15 protein-coding genes are annotated in these 14,789 nt (G+C 58.9%); all 15 read right to left on the bottom strand.

Translation table 11 applies throughout. The annotated features are described in order from the left end of the window. Positions 1-107: 107 nt before the first annotated feature. A complete protein-coding gene (locus Enr13x_RS26335; RefSeq protein WP_145389914.1) occupies positions 108-629 on the bottom strand; it encodes a hypothetical protein in 522 nt (173 codons plus the stop codon). 30 nt (positions 630-659) lie between these two features. After that, positions 660-1,160: a hypothetical protein gene (locus Enr13x_RS26330; protein ID WP_145389912.1), complete on the bottom strand. Its 501-nt coding sequence runs from the start codon at positions 1,158-1,160 to the stop codon at positions 660-662. A gap of 17 nt (positions 1,161-1,177) precedes the next feature. After that, positions 1,178-1,750, bottom strand: a complete 573-nt coding sequence (locus Enr13x_RS26325) for an imm11 family protein (RefSeq protein ID WP_145389910.1) — start codon at positions 1,748-1,750, stop codon at positions 1,178-1,180. 203 nt (positions 1,751-1,953) lie between these two features. Continuing rightward, on the bottom strand, positions 1,954-2,667 hold the full coding sequence (locus Enr13x_RS26320; protein WP_145389908.1) for an AHH domain-containing protein: 714 nt from the start codon (positions 2,665-2,667) through the stop codon (positions 1,954-1,956). Between the two features lie 10 nt (positions 2,668-2,677). Further along, positions 2,678-3,058, bottom strand: a complete 381-nt coding sequence (locus Enr13x_RS26315) for a DUF4150 domain-containing protein (protein ID WP_145216822.1) — start codon at positions 3,056-3,058, stop codon at positions 2,678-2,680. Between the two features lie 6 nt (positions 3,059-3,064). Next, on the bottom strand, positions 3,065-4,120 hold the full coding sequence (locus Enr13x_RS26310; protein WP_145389906.1) for a hypothetical protein: 1,056 nt from the start codon (positions 4,118-4,120) through the stop codon (positions 3,065-3,067). 8 nt (positions 4,121-4,128) lie between these two features. Continuing rightward, a complete protein-coding gene (locus Enr13x_RS26305; RefSeq protein ID WP_145389904.1) occupies positions 4,129-5,151 on the bottom strand; it encodes a DUF2169 family type VI secretion system accessory protein in 1,023 nt (340 codons plus the stop codon). A gap of 27 nt (positions 5,152-5,178) precedes the next feature. Next, a complete protein-coding gene (locus Enr13x_RS26300; protein WP_145389902.1) occupies positions 5,179-7,269 on the bottom strand; it encodes a type VI secretion system Vgr family protein in 2,091 nt (696 codons plus the stop codon). Between the two features lie 154 nt (positions 7,270-7,423). Next, the gene (locus Enr13x_RS26295) at positions 7,424-7,906 is read right to left on the bottom strand and encodes an Hcp family type VI secretion system effector (protein WP_095736244.1); all 483 of its coding nucleotides are present in this window, start codon (positions 7,904-7,906) and stop codon (positions 7,424-7,426) included. A gap of 89 nt (positions 7,907-7,995) precedes the next feature. Beyond that, complete coding sequence (locus Enr13x_RS26290; protein WP_145389900.1) at positions 7,996-8,967, bottom strand: FHA domain-containing protein; 972 nt, start codon at positions 8,965-8,967, stop codon at positions 7,996-7,998. Continuing rightward, positions 8,967-10,145, bottom strand: a complete 1,179-nt coding sequence (locus tag Enr13x_RS26285) for a DUF2169 domain-containing protein (RefSeq protein WP_145389898.1) — start codon at positions 10,143-10,145, stop codon at positions 8,967-8,969. Before Enr13x_RS26285 ends, Enr13x_RS26290 begins: the two co-directional genes overlap by 1 nt. Then, complete coding sequence (locus tag Enr13x_RS26280; protein WP_145389896.1) at positions 10,142-11,272, bottom strand: hypothetical protein; 1,131 nt, start codon at positions 11,270-11,272, stop codon at positions 10,142-10,144. The genes Enr13x_RS26285 and Enr13x_RS26280 overlap by 4 nt, the downstream gene beginning before the upstream one ends. Next, positions 11,260-12,291, bottom strand: coding sequence for a DUF2169 family type VI secretion system accessory protein (locus Enr13x_RS26275; protein WP_145389894.1), 1,032 nt, complete (start codon positions 12,289-12,291; stop codon positions 11,260-11,262). Before Enr13x_RS26275 ends, Enr13x_RS26280 begins: the two co-directional genes overlap by 13 nt. An 8-nt stretch (positions 12,292-12,299) precedes the next feature. Next, positions 12,300-12,782 (bottom strand): hypothetical protein, encoded by a 483-nt coding sequence (locus Enr13x_RS26270; protein WP_145389892.1) that lies wholly within the window; start codon positions 12,780-12,782, stop codon positions 12,300-12,302. A gap of 20 nt (positions 12,783-12,802) precedes the next feature. Next, positions 12,803-14,788 carry a type VI secretion system Vgr family protein gene (locus Enr13x_RS26265; RefSeq protein WP_145389890.1) on the bottom strand — a complete coding sequence of 662 codons (1,986 nt, stop codon included), beginning with the start codon at positions 14,786-14,788 and terminating at the stop codon, positions 12,803-12,805. Position 14,789 lies beyond the last annotated feature (1 nt).

Here is a 14,789-nt window from a genome sequence, read left to right as displayed (position 1 = left end):
CCCTGCCGCTAAAAAATGCTTCACAGCGTTGCCATTGCGGGGCGGCGTGATCGAAGCGAAGACTTGGTCGGCGGATGGGCGATGTCATGATCGGTGCGACGGTGGAGTTAAGTGCGGCAGGACCTACTGACGGTCTCCCAAGCGCGGCGTCGCACCTGGGGATCGTCATGTTCAAAGAATTCGCCCAGCCGGCTGGCTGGGGGCGAGCGACAGTGTGATGCGAGGACCAGTCCGATGGCCGACGCAACGCTCGGCGGAGCGGACGAGTAGAGTTCGTTCAGTTTGCCTTCGATGGCATCGATTTCGCCGTGGCAAAGCGCCTCGGTCACACCATCCAGGTTGCATTCGTCCAGCTGGTCCAGCAACCGCTGACCGAACCCCAACCGCGCCAGACACCACGCCCCGGCGAAGGCCATGAAGCGGTCTTCTTCGGCCAACAAGGGAACCGCGAATTCAACACAATGCTCTCCGCCGACGAGTAATCCTTGCAGGTGGGCGTCGATCCGAGCGTCCAGTTCCCGGATTTCGTGGCCGAAATACTCGGGCGAGCGAATCGCTTCGGTCCGCTGGGACCACAAGAACTCGGTTTCTTCGAGGTGTTCGACCAGGATATCAAGGATTATCGCCATCGGCATTGCTCCTTCGCCGGAGAGAGATGTTCAGTTGATGGCAACCGTCCCACCCTTGATGCGATGCGTCCGTTTGGCCCGCGCCAGGATGTCGACGCCCTTGATCAGAATTTTACCTTCTTTGGTGATCTTGATGGTCGTCTCGCCACAGCGAAGCGAGAGGGATTTTCCGGCTTCGACGACCACGTGTTCCGGCAGCTCGGTGTCGGAGACGACGGGCTGGTCCGACGACGCCGTCGGATCGTACCGCTTCTTGGCCCCCAGCACACAACCGCGACCGCCGGGCGGGCCGACGTGGACGAGCACTTCATCCCCCACCGCGAAAACGGGGCAGTCGCTGGAAGAGGCTTGCAGAAAATCGCATGCGGTCAATTGGTCGCCGGCACCGTCGACTTGGACCAGGATGTCACCGTCGGGAGCGATCGCGACCACTCTGCCGGACTGAACTCCCGTCAGCTCGGTCGCGGGGGCCAAGACGGGGGCAACCGCATGGTAGCTGGGCTTGTTGCTTTTCGATTCGGTCGATGACACCGGAACGCTCCGTACCGTTAGGGTCTGTAGTCTTCGGGTTTAAAAAACTGAACACCCGAAATGCCGGCATCGGTGACGGCCTGTTTGACTTTTTCATGGACCAGGATGATCTGGTCGTACTCATGCAGTCGCAGCATCAGCAGGTCTTCGATTTTGGATTCGTCGATGCCAAGCTTGTTGATCATCATGATCTCTGTCGGATCCGACGGCATGTACATGAAATCGGACGTCGATTCGTCAACGCACGCCACTCGCCCCACGATGTTGGCGAGACGATAATCGGTGACATCTCGATTTTCGGCGGCGAAATGGATCACACAGTCAAAGTATTGCAGATTATCGACGCCGACGGACTGCAAAACGTTGCGTAATTTTTCGGAGAACAGTAACCCCGTCGTCGCGTTGGCGACCAGATTCTCGGTGAGCACGCTACCGGAATCGGCGTCGATATCAATTTCGATCAGCGGCACTTCTTCGGTAATCGCCGAGCCGTCGTCGAACCTCAGGCGGCGTTCCGAGATCACCGCCGGGCGGCGGCTGACCGTGGCTTCGTCTTCTGATTCACGACGGTTTGTCCAAACCCAATACATGTTCAATTCCAAAGAGACGGTGAATGACGATTCATCGAAGTCGACAGAGCACTAGTGCTTCGTCAACTTTTATTCTTAGGGTACCGCGGAAAAGGGGGCAGGTACCAAAAATGCGAAGCACCCTGTGGGCCATTTGGTTTTTGGTACCTGACCCCTTTTCCGCTCGACAAACGCAGGCTCGAAAATTGAAAGCTGACAGAGCACTAGGTCGGCACGGCCAGATTCTGTCGTTCAAAACTTTCCTTTCGTTCACGAAGCGCTTTTTCTTTTGACCTCAGGAACCATTCCCAATAGAGCAGTTTGGTGAAACAAACCGCCGAGATCGCATTGAGATTCTGGATCAGCCCCTGTTGGGGTGATGTATCGCAGTTGGAGTCTCGTTGGCAATAGGTGATGCATTTCTTCTCTAAATTGAGCAAGATCGGCATGATGTGGTCGTTGTACACCGCATTGGGGTGTGAACCGCGGTGGCACTGCATGTCATGACGAAAAATATCGTACGCATAGCTGGGAAAGCAGGAGCCGTTGTTGATGTGATTGGCATCATATCCGATCAGTTCAGCGTCATGCGCAAGATCCGACACCTTGCCGAACAGGTTGACGGAGATCAGGTGATGCTTTTGCGTGTGGTAATTGGGGTCGGTCATCGCGGCGGCATTGACGGCGTACCGCGCACTCTTGGTTTCTTTTCGATAGTCGGCCAGTTCGGCGCGTTTGCCGGTGTTGCCCGCATTGCCGCTCATCACCCAAGGTTCGTGTTCACCCCATTGGTTGGAATAGTTGCTACTGCGATCGACTTTGCCGTTGCCGGGGTAGTCGATTTTCTTTTTGTGGTCTTCTTCGCACTGTTTCCAATCACAGGCGTGCAATTGTTCGGTGGGCGAAACGCCCGGCACATCGGCTCCTCCGGTATTCATTTCGGGCTCCTCACATCGCGATGTTTTTCTTGTTGTGCCACAGCGGATCGCCGAGCCGGCCGACGTTCTTGCCTTCGACCTTGACGTCGAAGGAGTACATCAGTAACTCGCAATTCTGCTTGAACACGTTGCTCTTAATGCCACCGACCGTGCCCGGTTCGTCGCCGGTGCTCATCATGTATTTTGCGCCTTTGTTCAAAATCATCTGGCCGTCGGCTTTGACCTTTTTGCTGCCGCTGGTCGTATCGGCGGCCTTGCCGAGATTCGGGTAGGGAATGGGGACCGGGCCGCCGGGCGTGGGTGTCTTGCAGACATCCGGGAACGCAAAATTGATGGTCCCGGATCCTTTATGAATCACGCCCCGGCAATTGGCGAAGACTGTTTGTGCCATGATGAATTAGCTCGCTGGTTGGAGAGGACTGGAAAGGGTGCACGCGCCACGCAGGGGACCGTCGGAGGCGCACCAAACGAGATGTTCCCCCGAGGCCTTTCCCGAGGCCAAGGCAAACGCGGATAACGCTGTCATCATCGCCCCGCTTGCGGCCCCGCTGTCGCCGAAGTGTTCAGCCGGATGATGCACGCCGTGGCCCTGGACGAAACAATCCGAGTGTCGCAAAAACGCGATGCTCCATTCCTGGGCCCAGATGTGTTCGCCGTTAAAACTGAGGTACACGTGATGGACCGCTTCACAATCTTTCAGCGCCCCCGCAAGGACTTCGGTCGAACCGTCTCCCATGCAGGGATCGTCGCTCGTCAGGTGCCCCGGCTCCTCGGCCACTGCGACGGCATTGATCAGCGCGATCGGCTGCACGTTCATCGATGCCGCACTGTCCGCGTCGATACAGATCAGCATCGCTGCACCTTCGCCGGGGATCATCCCATCTTGTACGCCATCGGTCAGCAGACGTTCTTGCGAGCCCAGTTGACTCAACAGGATCGGGTCATGAAACGAATCGATTCCGCCGACCACGGCGATCGCATCGGGGGTCTGTGCCAAGAAGGTCTCCGCGGCGAGCAGGGCTTGGAACATCGATGCACGGCCGCCGGTGAAAACATGCGTGGCTGCGAACTTGAGCTTCGTCTCGGTATTGGCCAGCGCGCTTTGGACCAGCGTCGCCGGGTCGCCGTGCGAACCGCCGCCGGATTCAGGCATCGCGAAAAATCCATGAACCGGTGCCGAATGTTCGCCCAATTTTTCGGTGACCGCTTTCAAGGCAATGGAGCCCAATCGAATCAACCGCTGCGCGTGTTGCGTCAGCGATCGATCCTGGGCAATTTCCTCGATCAGCGGCGGAAGCGCATCATCGGCGATCCGTCCCATCTTGATCGGATTGCCATTGGGCGCGATCCAATTGGTTTCTTCGATCCGTGAGACGCCGGCGGCGACGGATGTCGCGGCTTGTTCGATACACAGACCCACCGGGCACGCGATGTCGACAGCGATGATTGCCATGGTCATGATCAAGCCCGCCGATTGGTAGGAGTCAATTCCTCGACGGCAATCCAATTCAGTTTCGTCGCTTGTTTCGGACAGGGGACCGCGGCGCGCCAAACCATTGCATATTCACGTTTGTCGGTATCGATCAGCAAGGTTTCCAGACGCTGCTCTGCCTCCGATTCCTGTCCGGCAAGCTGATACCGAATTCGGAACTGCTTAGTCGGCAGCGTAAACTGGATCCACTGTTCGGGGTGGACACCGCGAATGCGGACCGCTTCACCGCCTTGCAGATACGGGTCGCAGATCAAATCCGGATGAGCCGCGTTGAGGAACGTCGGGTTGAAGTCGGTCGGCAAAAAAGGCGAGCGGCTCTTTTCCCAGTTTTCATCATAGGTTCCCGCGAAGGTCGACCGGGGAGTCCAGTGAGCCGCGATTGCCCCGAACGCGGCGGGTGTGGGTCGGTCGGACCAACGCTTGAGTTCTTGTCCGGGCGTTTCCAAATTCGGCAAGGGCGCTCCGTCGGCGTTGCCGCTTTTGTCGGACGCGAGGAACCCTCGGCCGACCGGATTTTCTGTCGCCCAATCTTCACGACCGTCGGGATGGACGTCCGCGCCGCCGAAGGCGAGTTCGTAAACGAGCGGCATCGACACGAATTCGGCCGGCTTGGACGGCGAGATGCCGACGAGTCCTTTCTGCCAGACGCGGTCCCCGATGACCCGCACGGTTTTGCTGGTGTCACCGACATCCAGCTGGACATCGACCTGGGTGGTGGGGGCCGATCCCGGGGCGTGGGCGGTTCCGTTGAGGATCACATCGGTCGCCGGTTTACTCAACGTCATGTCGGCGGGGTATTGGACGCTGGTGGATTCCGGATCGCCCCAATGTTCGTCGACGTAAAAGATCGGCAATTGCGTCTCGGCGGGTTGATCGGGTTGGTCGATCCGCAGCGTCGCTTTGACGACGATGAAGGCGGTCTCGATACCGTCTTGGTCGAACAAAACGCTGATCGCGGTTTCGTAATCGGTCTGATTGTGTACTTGTAACATGGCGATGTCTCGGCGCGGTCCAGCCGGTTAGTTCTCCGCGATCTTGCTGCCCTTGAGAGTCATTTTGCCGCTCGCCTTGGCGTTGATTTTCCCGCTGCCCGTGATGGTGATGTCTTTGCCCGAGATCTTGATGGTGCCATCTTTTTTCATTTCGATCGATGCTTTGCCGGTCTTCAGCGTGATGGAATCACCGGCATTGATCAGGATGGCCTTGCCCGCGTCCAGAGACGCACTCTTGCCGACTCCGATCGTTTGATTTCCGTCGATGGAGATGTTCTCGTCCTTGCTGACGCTTCGTGACCGTTCGCCCTTGACGCTCAGCGTTTCATTTTTTGCGGTGGTTTCGGTGCGTTTTCCATCAATCACCAGCGTGTGGTCTTTTGAAATGGTCTCGCGTCGATTGCCTTTGACACTCAATTGTTCTTCGGCGTGCACCGTTTCGGTTCGACTTCCATGAACGGTGATCGTTTCATTTTTTCGGACGACCTCTGTTCGGTTGCCTTTGACTTCCGTGTCTTCGTCGCGATCAATGGTTTTCTTTCGGTCGCGCCCGACCCAGTGGGTTTCATCGTTTTCGACTTCGATGTCTTGGTTCTTTTCGGCGTGGATCCAAAGTTGTTCTTCGCCTTTGAGGTCTTCAAAGCGGATCGCGTTGGCGTTGTCTTTGCCACCTCCCTTGCTGCTTCGCGACAGGTAACCGCTTTGGGTTTTGTTGGCCGGCAAATCCCAGGGTGGCATGTTTTGGGCATGGTAGACGCGTCCGGTGATCAGCGGTCGGTCCGGGTCGCCTTCGAGAAAACTGACGACGACTTCCTGGTCGATTCGCGGGATGTCGATGCCGCCGAATCCGGATCCGGCATGCACCTGCGAGACGCGGATCCAGCAGCTACTTTTGTCGTCATTCTGGCCGTAACGGTCCCAGTGAAACTGGCATTTCACGCGGCCGAATTCATCCGGATAGATTTCTTCGCCGGCCGGCCCGGTGACGATTGCCGTCTGCACGCCGCTGATGATCGGCTTGGCCGTGCTGCGGTGAGTTCGAAAGACGCGCGACGCCGGCAAACAGGTGATCGAATTGCGATACAGGAACCCGTCGCTGCCGCCGCCGGTTTCATACCCCATCGGTTCGCTGCCGGCGTGCTGGATCGCCGTGATCACGACTTCGGCGCCCTGTTCATCGCTGTCGCGATGTTGGTCGACGGTGAAACGCCCGCCGGCCTGGAACGTCTTGCACAGGCTGGTCGCCGAAACGATGTCGTGACGTGTCTCCTCGGCCTCGATCCGCAACCGGGTTTCGCCGCCGCCGACGCCCTTGTCGGGATACTCGCCGGGGTAATCGTAAATTTCGAAGTTGCTAACGTCGGGTAAGTCAACGACCGTCCCCGTGTCGGTGCCCAGCGTGTCGGTCGGCGTTTTGAAGTTGTAGTCCCGCTGGGCCCATTTCCCCGGAACGAATTGGTACTTGCGTTCCCAACTGGTCAGGTGGTCGTCGATCGCTCGGGTTCCGATGTCATCGGGAAAGTCGACGTTGGCTTCCGGCAGCGTGTAGTAGCCGTCTTTGTGATCGGTCAGCACCATCTGGTGAGCACCTTCGGAGTGCTTGAAGTAGTAGAAGATGCCTTCCTGCTCCATCAGCCGTGACAAGAAATTGAAATCCGTTTCGCGATATTGAACGCAGTACTCCCACTCTTTGTGATCGAGTTGAAAGTCGGGGTTGTAATCGGCAAAGCCGTACTCGCCGAGCACTTCGTCGATGATATCGGGGACGTTGGTGTCTTGGAAAATCTTGCAATCGCTGGTTTGGGTCAAAAACCAGAACCACGGCACGACTTCGACGCGGTAGTTGCGACGGTCCTGCCCATCGACGTCGCCCCGCGAGAGACTTTTGACGAAGCCGTGCCAGTGGCGTCTGGAATTGTCGCCCAGTTCAATGCTCCAACCGACCGGTGTGCCGACGATGTCTTGCGGCTTGATGCCGGGATCGTCGCTGATCATCTCCAGCTGGTAGTGGAACAGCCGGCCCAATTCTTCGTTGCCGGTGAAGGACGTGAGCAAAAGCACATCGTCACCGAGAACCGTGGTTAGATTCAGGAGGCGGTTTTGCTGTTGAAGTGCCATGGCTCAGTCAAGGTGTGGTGTGGTCTTAGGCAAGTTGCACGTGAGTCGGTCGGCGCCAACGCAATCGGGCCCAACGCAATCGGGCCCAACGCAAACGGGCCCGTTCACCGCAGCGGCAAACGGACCGTCGCAATCAAGACGTCGGGGCGATCGATCAGCTTTCGCCTTCTTCGACCTTCCACGAGTACTCGACGTTGCCCTTCTTCTTACCCTTGGAATCGTTTTCGGTGTAGGTCACCTTGATTTCTTCGAAGTTCAAGGAGAAGTCTTCGGTCGGTACCGATTCGCTTTGCCCGGCCCCGCCGATGCTGTAGCTGGTCACCAGCACGTTGGTCAGTTCATAGCGGTAATACGTCACACGTCCGGCATCGGTGTACGACGCGGTGACGTCGATTTCGACCTTCGGATAGACCTTGCCCTTGCAGACCGATTCGGCGATTTTCGGACTCGACTTGTCCAATTCCTTGGCACACGAGATGTCTTCCAGGATCACGTCGCCGCGGCGTCGCGTCGAACCGGTGGCCGAACCACCGGGTTGATGGACTGCTTGGCTGAACGACAGCAAATCGCTCCATCCCTTGTGATCTTTGTCTTTGCATTCACCGTCGACGCCATCGAATTTAATGTAAGCAGCCATCGTTTGTTCCTTGAGTGGGGAAACGCGGAAAGTAGTGATTCATTGCCTGGGCGAGCTGTTTCGCCGCGATGCACACTACCGTTCTCGGGTCATCGGCGTGATTGTTGCGGCTCGAAACGGAAAAAACCAGAAAAGTTCGTTTTGACGAGGACGAAGCACTGGGGCGGGTCGCCACACCGGCCCCAAACGAGATCGAATCCGTCCACCAAATTGTCGAGAAACGAATCACTCGAATCGGCGAACAACTCTGTCAACTCGATCGGATCCGCGCTGCGGAGCATCCACTCCGGGTGCGGCCGTTCCAGCGGCGTACCCCGGCCTTGAGCGGCCAAGCCCAGGACGCGCGCGATCCCTTCGTCGTCGCACCGTGTGATCCAGCCGACGATGTCCTGTTGGCGATCCGGGGGCAACTGCTCCAGCGGATCGGGAATTTGTTCCAGTGACACCGACAACCGCTCTTGGATGTCTCCGCAAAGATGCTGCGCGACAAAGATTCTCGTGGCCGCGGCATCGGCGGGCGGTGCACCGGCAGGCATCAAACGAAACACTCTGATTGACGCTGCGGGATCGGTCGCGGCGATCATCGATCGATAGCGTGCCAGCGGATCGTTGTCGCCTGTCGGTTTCGCCTGCAGCAGCGTCGCGTTGTCACTCGCCCGAACGATGTGCCAGACCCCGTCGTGATCGTCGTCGATCTGGCCCTTGCTCGGGCCCGCGGTCGGGCTTGCGGAGGCCGGTTGCACCGAATCGGCTGCTTCCAACACCGTTTTTGCCCCGTCAACCTCGACGTCAAACTGCATCTGACCGGCTTGGATCCGATCGCCGTCGGCAAGGGTGGTTTGCCCCACCGGCACACCGTTGCAGAGCGTCAGCCCACCGAGCGCGGTCAGCACACCGCCGTCGAACTGACATTCCATACGGAAGTGATTGGGTAACAGCCCGGATCGCGGAAAGACCTTTTCGGCGGACTCGGCACTGCCCACATCGACGCTCTGTCCCGGTCGCAGCCAAAACCGTCGACCGTGATGCAGGTCCGATGTTACGCGAACGATGATCCGCATCAGTCCCAAATCACCTCAAATGGCATGCGTTCCAATTCATCCGGCAGATACGGCCGCAGCGCTTTTGCCGAGCCTCGCCAGAGGATCGTCATGCGTTGCGTGTCGGGATCGATCACGACGGTGTGAATGACCGGCCGGGTGTCGTTGAGCTTTCCTTGTCGGCCATCGGTTCGCAGCGTCGGCACCTCACCCGGCAGGTTGAATCCCCATTGTTCGAACTGGGGATGTATGTTGCGGAGCATCAGCGGTTCGCCGCCGGTCAGGTGGGGCAGTTGCAACGGCAACGAAGCACCGTTGAGGCCGGCGATGTAGGTCGCCGGATTGCCTGTGAAGTCTTCGTGCCAAATCTCCGCCGGAACATAGCCCGCCTGGATTTCAAGCACCGTGGTGATTTGCGGGTCGAACAACGGCACAAACCCCATCAAGGCGTTGCGGGGAAACGCTCCGTAATCGAGCCAGTCGGTCGCGGCCGGCAGCGGCATCAAGGGCCACTGATCCACGTCGCCGTAGAGCAACGTTTCGGGCGTCAGCAATTGTGACGGGTTTTCGAGATTGGGCAGCGGAATGGGGTCGAATGACGCGGGGTCAAATTCCATCAGGTAGCCCATGCCGCCGCCGTTGCGCGGATAGCGAAACGGACTGGCCGCCGCCAAATCGATTTCGTCGCCGCGATACTGGTCGGCAAGCTCCAAGAACGGGTTGCCGTATTTCTTTTCCGACACCGCGTCGACACCACCATAGGCGTGTGAATAGCAAAGCGGAATCTTGTCGACCGGCTGGGGAGGCGAGAAACACAAACGGTCTGCGGGTGAACGATCTACCATCCGGTCGCCGCTGACGTGAATCATCATCCGATGCTCGGCGACGGCCACACCGGCCAAGAACGTAGTGCGGCCATTCCCGTACGCGTGGCCCTTGATGATGACGTCTGTTTTTTCTTTCTGGGGATGAAGGTCGGTGTCACGCTGCATCAACGCGGGATGATCCGCGTTGGCGAGCGGATCGCCGAACAGTGGCTCCTGTTCTTCATCGACCTCCCATCGGTTGTCGACCATTCGGTAGGTGCGTTTGGCCAACACCGAAAGGATAAAATCGCCGTTGGACGCCCTGCCGGAAACCTGGGTGGCCACGGGAAGCTCGTCGGTCGATGACTCCGGTTGCGATGCGTTTGGATTCATTCATTCGCCCCCGGTGGATCGGGCCCACAGACGCCGCCGTCGTCGGGCGGGTAGGAGGCGTTCGGCGCGTCGTCGCCTGATCCCCCCGGCGGCCCGGCATCCGATGACGGCGGGCCTGCATCGGGTGCCGGCGGGCCTGCGTCGGGCGCCGGCGGGCCTGCGTCGGGCGCCGGCGGGCCTGCGTCGGGTGATGAACTTGCCGGCGGCGCGGAGGGATGTTCGGGCACGCTCGGCTCGTTCACGTAGTCGGCGGCGCCTTGGGCTAATGAGGTCGGAATATTTCCGACGGGTGTGCCGCCAACGTTCACCTGGTCGACCAGCGTGGGACCGCCGATGGTTGCGTTGTCGGCGCCCATCGGTCCGCCGGTGAACCAGCCGGTGATGTTGCCGGCAAGTTCACTGGTCAGGCTGGGGACCGCGTTGCGACCGGTTTGAACCCGAGCATTGTGCGAATCGGCGAATTCACGCGCCAAGCGGTTGATGTCGCGTCCCTTGATGCTTCGCCCCGACGATCGTAGAAACGCTTTGGCGGCTGCCTTGGACAACAATTGGGGGCCGAACCGGTACGTCAGATAAGCGATCTGCATTTCAAACTTGGCCGCGATCATTCCCCCGGCCCTGCCGCCGGCCCACTGCAACAGAGACTGCAGCCCAAAATCGAGCAACATGTGCACGCTGCCGTAGATCATGTCGGCCATCGTCATCGCGACCATGTGCGTGTTCAACGCCAACACCATCCCGGTCGGTGTGGGGACCGGTGTGCCACAGTTCAGATTCAAGTTGATCATCAGCGACATCGCGACGCAGATCGGTTTGCCTTCGGCCGGATAGCGTGCGACGCCGAAATACGACTTGGATGAACTGAGCGGAATCTCGATGGCCAGCAAAACACTCGGCGGACCGATATGTGGGATCAGAAAACCGATATCGGTGCCCTGCTGCATTGACATGCCATAGCCCATGCTCAGGTGGGTCGGCGCATAGGAGGCGATCATGCTGGTGCCGATCAGCACCATGCCCGTGCGGTAGGGGACGGGCGAAGGGGCCGGCGCGGGCGACCCCGGTGGCCAAGGGATATGGAAATCAATGCCCATCATCGGGTGCCAGTGCTTCATCACGGCGTGCATTGATCTGCTCCTGAATCCGGCGTTGCGGCCGCCATCGGGTGTGGTTGTTCGCGCTGCTGCCTCGATCGCAGGACGCAGCGTCGTTTTTGCAGCGGATAAAAACGATAGCGAAACGGGTATCTCCATCCGATGAAGACACGTTTGCGTTCACATTCGATTCCGATCTGATCGATTTGCAGCGGTGCGATGATTTCTTCGTCGTCGAATTGCAGCATCACTTCCAGATCCAGATCGGGAACTTGGAACGCGAGTGACCCGTGTGGAAAAATGCCTTCGACCACGACCGGATCACCGGGCCGAACCGAGTCGACGATCAAGTTGGGGAACGCACTGTTGAAGAACCGGGGATCGAGTTTCTTCATCTCACCGGTGACTTCGTCGATCACCATGAACCGTTTCAGCTTGGGACCAAACGCCATCGGCACCGTGCCGGTCGCGACCGGTTCGGGTTGGTCCTCCCAGTTGGTGATCGGGGTGGCGGGATCTTCTAAATTGGGCAGCGGCGACCCGACCGCGCTGTCGCGCGAAAGATAATAGCCGCAACCGTCGGGGTTGTCGGGAAACGGGATGTCCAGTTCATCCCAGACGTCCTTTCCGCCGTAGGCCCGGTTCAGTTCCAGCGGCATCGATTGGAACGGCTCTGGATCACTGGGGACCAGTTCGTCCTGTTGCTCGATCCAGACACGATCACCAAACACCGCCACCGCGGATTGAAACGCATCTCCGACACGGACGACCACCTGGCCTCGCGTCGGATCGTTGCCGAAGGCGGATGCCTGGCCGAAGACCAGGACGTCCACGCCGCCCCGATAGAACACTTCGTCGGAATCCATCGGCCCGCCATGGGGCCCTTCCCAGGGTTCGGCGGAAACGATCCAAGGTTGCTCGTCGGACAGCACCAACCCCTGGGGCGTCAGGTCGTACGTCGCACGACACGTCACCGACGCGCAGAATCGATCTTCGTCGATGGCGCCGCGAAACAACAGCGCCGGAAACCGAGTTGAGTTTTCTAGTTGCATGGGATCATCTAACAATTCACTCGCACGCGTTCACCCGTCAGCCGCACATCATCATTGGCCGTCACTTGAACATCCCCACGCTGTGATTCGATGCATTGGGTGTGACCGCTGGAATGCATCTTGCCGGCACTCTTGAGGCTTAAATCCCCGTCGGTCGACAACGACAGCGAATCGCGGCCATGAATCGCAACGTGGCCGGCATCGAAGGCCAATGGTCCCTCGACGGAGACCTGCAGTCCGGCGCCGCCCAACATCAGCACCGGCCCGGCCTCGGTGATCTGGATTTCCAGCCGGCACTTGCCGTCGACCGACATCAAGTGCAACGTCTGTCGGTCGTCGACGGTTTGCACTTGAATCGACTGGCCGTGCCGCAGCGGCAGGGTCGTTGAATCGGTGGCAGACGCTTGTGCCTCAGGTGCTGCTGGTGCCTCAGACGCTGGCTTGACGGCTGCTCGCTTCGTCGGCGCTGGCTTGGTGGACGTCTGTGTCATCAATTTCGATGCCTGTAATCTTAGGAGTTGACCTTCACGACGGCGCCGGTGATGGTGACCGGGCCGGCGCCCGTGACGTCCACCATCGGCCCGGAGATTTTGATTCCACCCGGTCCGATCTCGATTGCCGACCCGCCGACGATCAGCCTGATCGCGGATCCGGCATTGATTTCCAGCGCCGCTCCGACGTTCAGCGTGTCGGAGGCACCGACGGAGGTCGATCGACTGGTGCCGGTGTTGTTTTCTTGCGACCCACTGACATTCAACGTCCGATTGCCCCCGACGGTGGTGTCGCGATTCGACCCCACGCTGAGCGATGAGTTTGCCCCGATGGAAACCTCTTGGTTGGCCCCCACATTCACGGTGCGGTCGGCGCCGACGTTGATTTCCTGGTTGCTGCCGATGCTGACCGCTTCATCCACCGAGACATCGCGGGTGCGGTTGTTGAGCACATGCTCGCGGAGGTCGTTTTCGATGGTTGAATCTTTATCGAATTGGCCGTGTTCGCGGATCAATTCGTTGCCCTTGGTGTCGTCCATGACGTACTCGTTGTAACCGCCACCGCCCTTGGTGCTGTTTGATTTCAGCCCGCTGATATTCTTGGAATCGGGCAGCCCGTAGGGCGGCATGTTCTGGGCGTGATAAACGCGACCGGTGACCAGCGGTCGATCGGGATCGCCTTCGAGGAAACTGACGACGACTTCCTCGTCGATGCGTGGAATGCTGATGCCTCCGAACCCCGAACCGGCGTGGACCTGTGAGACACGGATCCAGCAGCTGCTCTTGTCGTCATGCTGGCCGTAACGGTCCCAGTGAAACTGGCATTTCACTCGGCCGAATTCGTCCGGATAAATCTCTTCGCCGGGCGGACCGGTGACGATTGCCGTTTGCACGCCGCTGATGATCGGTTTGGCGGTGCTCCGTGGCGTTCGGAAGACGCGTGAGGAGGGCAGACAGGTGATCGAGTTGCGATAGGCCAAACCGCCGTCGCCGCCGGTCTCATAAGCCATTGGCTCGCTGGCGGAGTGCTGGATCGCGGTGATCACCACTTCGGCGCCCTGTTCCTCGCTGTCGCGATGTTGATCGACGGTGAAACGCCCGCCGGCCTGGAACGTCTTGCACAGGCTGGTCGCCGAAACGATGTCGTGACGCGTCTCCTCGGCCTCGATCCGCAACCGGGTTTCGCCGCCGCCGACGCCCTTGTCGGGGTATTCGCCGGGATAGTCGTACATCTCGTAATTGCCGACTTCCGGCAGGTCGACGACCGTGCCCGTGTCGGTGATCAAATCATCGCTGGGGGTTTTAAAGTTGTAGTCGCGCTGCACCCATTTCCCGGGCACAAATTCATACTTGCGTTCCCAGCTCGTCAAGTGGTCGTCGATCGCACGCGAGCCGATGTCGTCGGGGAAATCGACGTCGGCCTCCGGCAGCGTGTAGTAACCATCCTTGTGGTCGGTGATCACCATTTGGTGAGCACCTTCGGAGTGTTTGAAGTAATAAAAGATCCCTTCTTGTTCCATCAATCGCGACAAGAAATTGAAATCGGTCTCGCGATACTGGACGCAATACTCCCATTCTTTATGGTCGAGCAAAAAGTCCGGCTTGTAATCGGCAAAGCTGTACTCGCCGAGCACTTCATCGAGGATGTCGGGCACCTTGGTGTCTTGAAAGATTTTGCAGTCGCTGGTCTGGGTCAGGAACCACAACCAAGGGACGACTTCGACGCGATAGTTGCGCCGGTCCTGTCCGTCGACGTCGCCGCGTGAAAGGCTTTTGACGAAACCGTGCCAGTGCCGCCGCGAGTTGTCGGCCAATTCGATGCTCCAGCCGATCGCCGTGCCGACGATGTCTTGGGGCTTGATGCCGGGGTCGTCGCTGATCATTTCCAGTTGGTAACGAAACAGCCGTCCCATTTCTTCGCTGCCGGTGAATGACGTGAGCAACAGCACATCGTCACCGAGAACCGTGTTGAGATTCAGGAGCCGATTCTGCTGTTGAAGTGCCATG

The organism is Stieleria neptunia, from assembly GCF_007754155.1.
Taxonomy (GTDB): Bacteria; Planctomycetota; Planctomycetia; order Pirellulales; family Pirellulaceae; genus Stieleria; species Stieleria neptunia.
Note: the sequence above shows the minus strand (reverse complement) of the source record. Positions and strands in the feature narration are given on the sequence as shown.

Bases quoted from the DNA above. Each gene is read 5' to 3' on its own strand.
- Enr13x_RS26310 (WP_145389906.1), bottom strand. From the start codon at position 4,120: ATGGCAATCATCGCTGTCGACATCGCGTGCCCGGTGGGTCTGTGTATC.
- Enr13x_RS26325 (WP_145389910.1), bottom strand. From the start codon at position 1,750: ATGTATTGGGTTTGGACAAACCGTCGTGAATCAGAAGACGAAGCCACG.
- Enr13x_RS26290 (WP_145389900.1), bottom strand. From the start codon at position 8,967: ATGCGGATCATCGTTCGCGTAACATCGGACCTGCATCACGGTCGACGG.
- Enr13x_RS26280 (WP_145389896.1), bottom strand. From the start codon at position 11,272: ATGCACGCCGTGATGAAGCACTGGCACCCGATGATGGGCATTGATTTC.
- Enr13x_RS26315 (WP_145216822.1), bottom strand. From the start codon at position 3,058: ATGGCACAAACAGTCTTCGCCAATTGCCGGGGCGTGATTCATAAAGGA.
- Enr13x_RS26265 (WP_145389890.1), bottom strand. From the start codon at position 14,788: ATGGCACTTCAACAGCAGAATCGGCTCCTGAATCTCAACACGGTTCTC.
- Enr13x_RS26295 (WP_095736244.1), bottom strand. From the start codon at position 7,906: ATGGCTGCTTACATTAAATTCGATGGCGTCGACGGTGAATGCAAAGAC.
- Enr13x_RS26270 (WP_145389892.1), bottom strand. From the start codon at position 12,782: ATGACACAGACGTCCACCAAGCCAGCGCCGACGAAGCGAGCAGCCGTC.
- Enr13x_RS26300 (WP_145389902.1), bottom strand. From the start codon at position 7,269: ATGGCACTTCAACAGCAAAACCGCCTCCTGAATCTAACCACGGTTCTC.
- Enr13x_RS26275 (WP_145389894.1), bottom strand. From the start codon at position 12,291: ATGCAACTAGAAAACTCAACTCGGTTTCCGGCGCTGTTGTTTCGCGGC.
- Enr13x_RS26335 (WP_145389914.1), bottom strand. From the start codon at position 629: ATGGCGATAATCCTTGATATCCTGGTCGAACACCTCGAAGAAACCGAG.
- Enr13x_RS26305 (WP_145389904.1), bottom strand. From the start codon at position 5,151: ATGTTACAAGTACACAATCAGACCGATTACGAAACCGCGATCAGCGTT.
- Enr13x_RS26320 (WP_145389908.1), bottom strand. From the start codon at position 2,667: ATGAATACCGGAGGAGCCGATGTGCCGGGCGTTTCGCCCACCGAACAA.
- Enr13x_RS26285 (WP_145389898.1), bottom strand. From the start codon at position 10,145: ATGAATCCAAACGCATCGCAACCGGAGTCATCGACCGACGAGCTTCCC.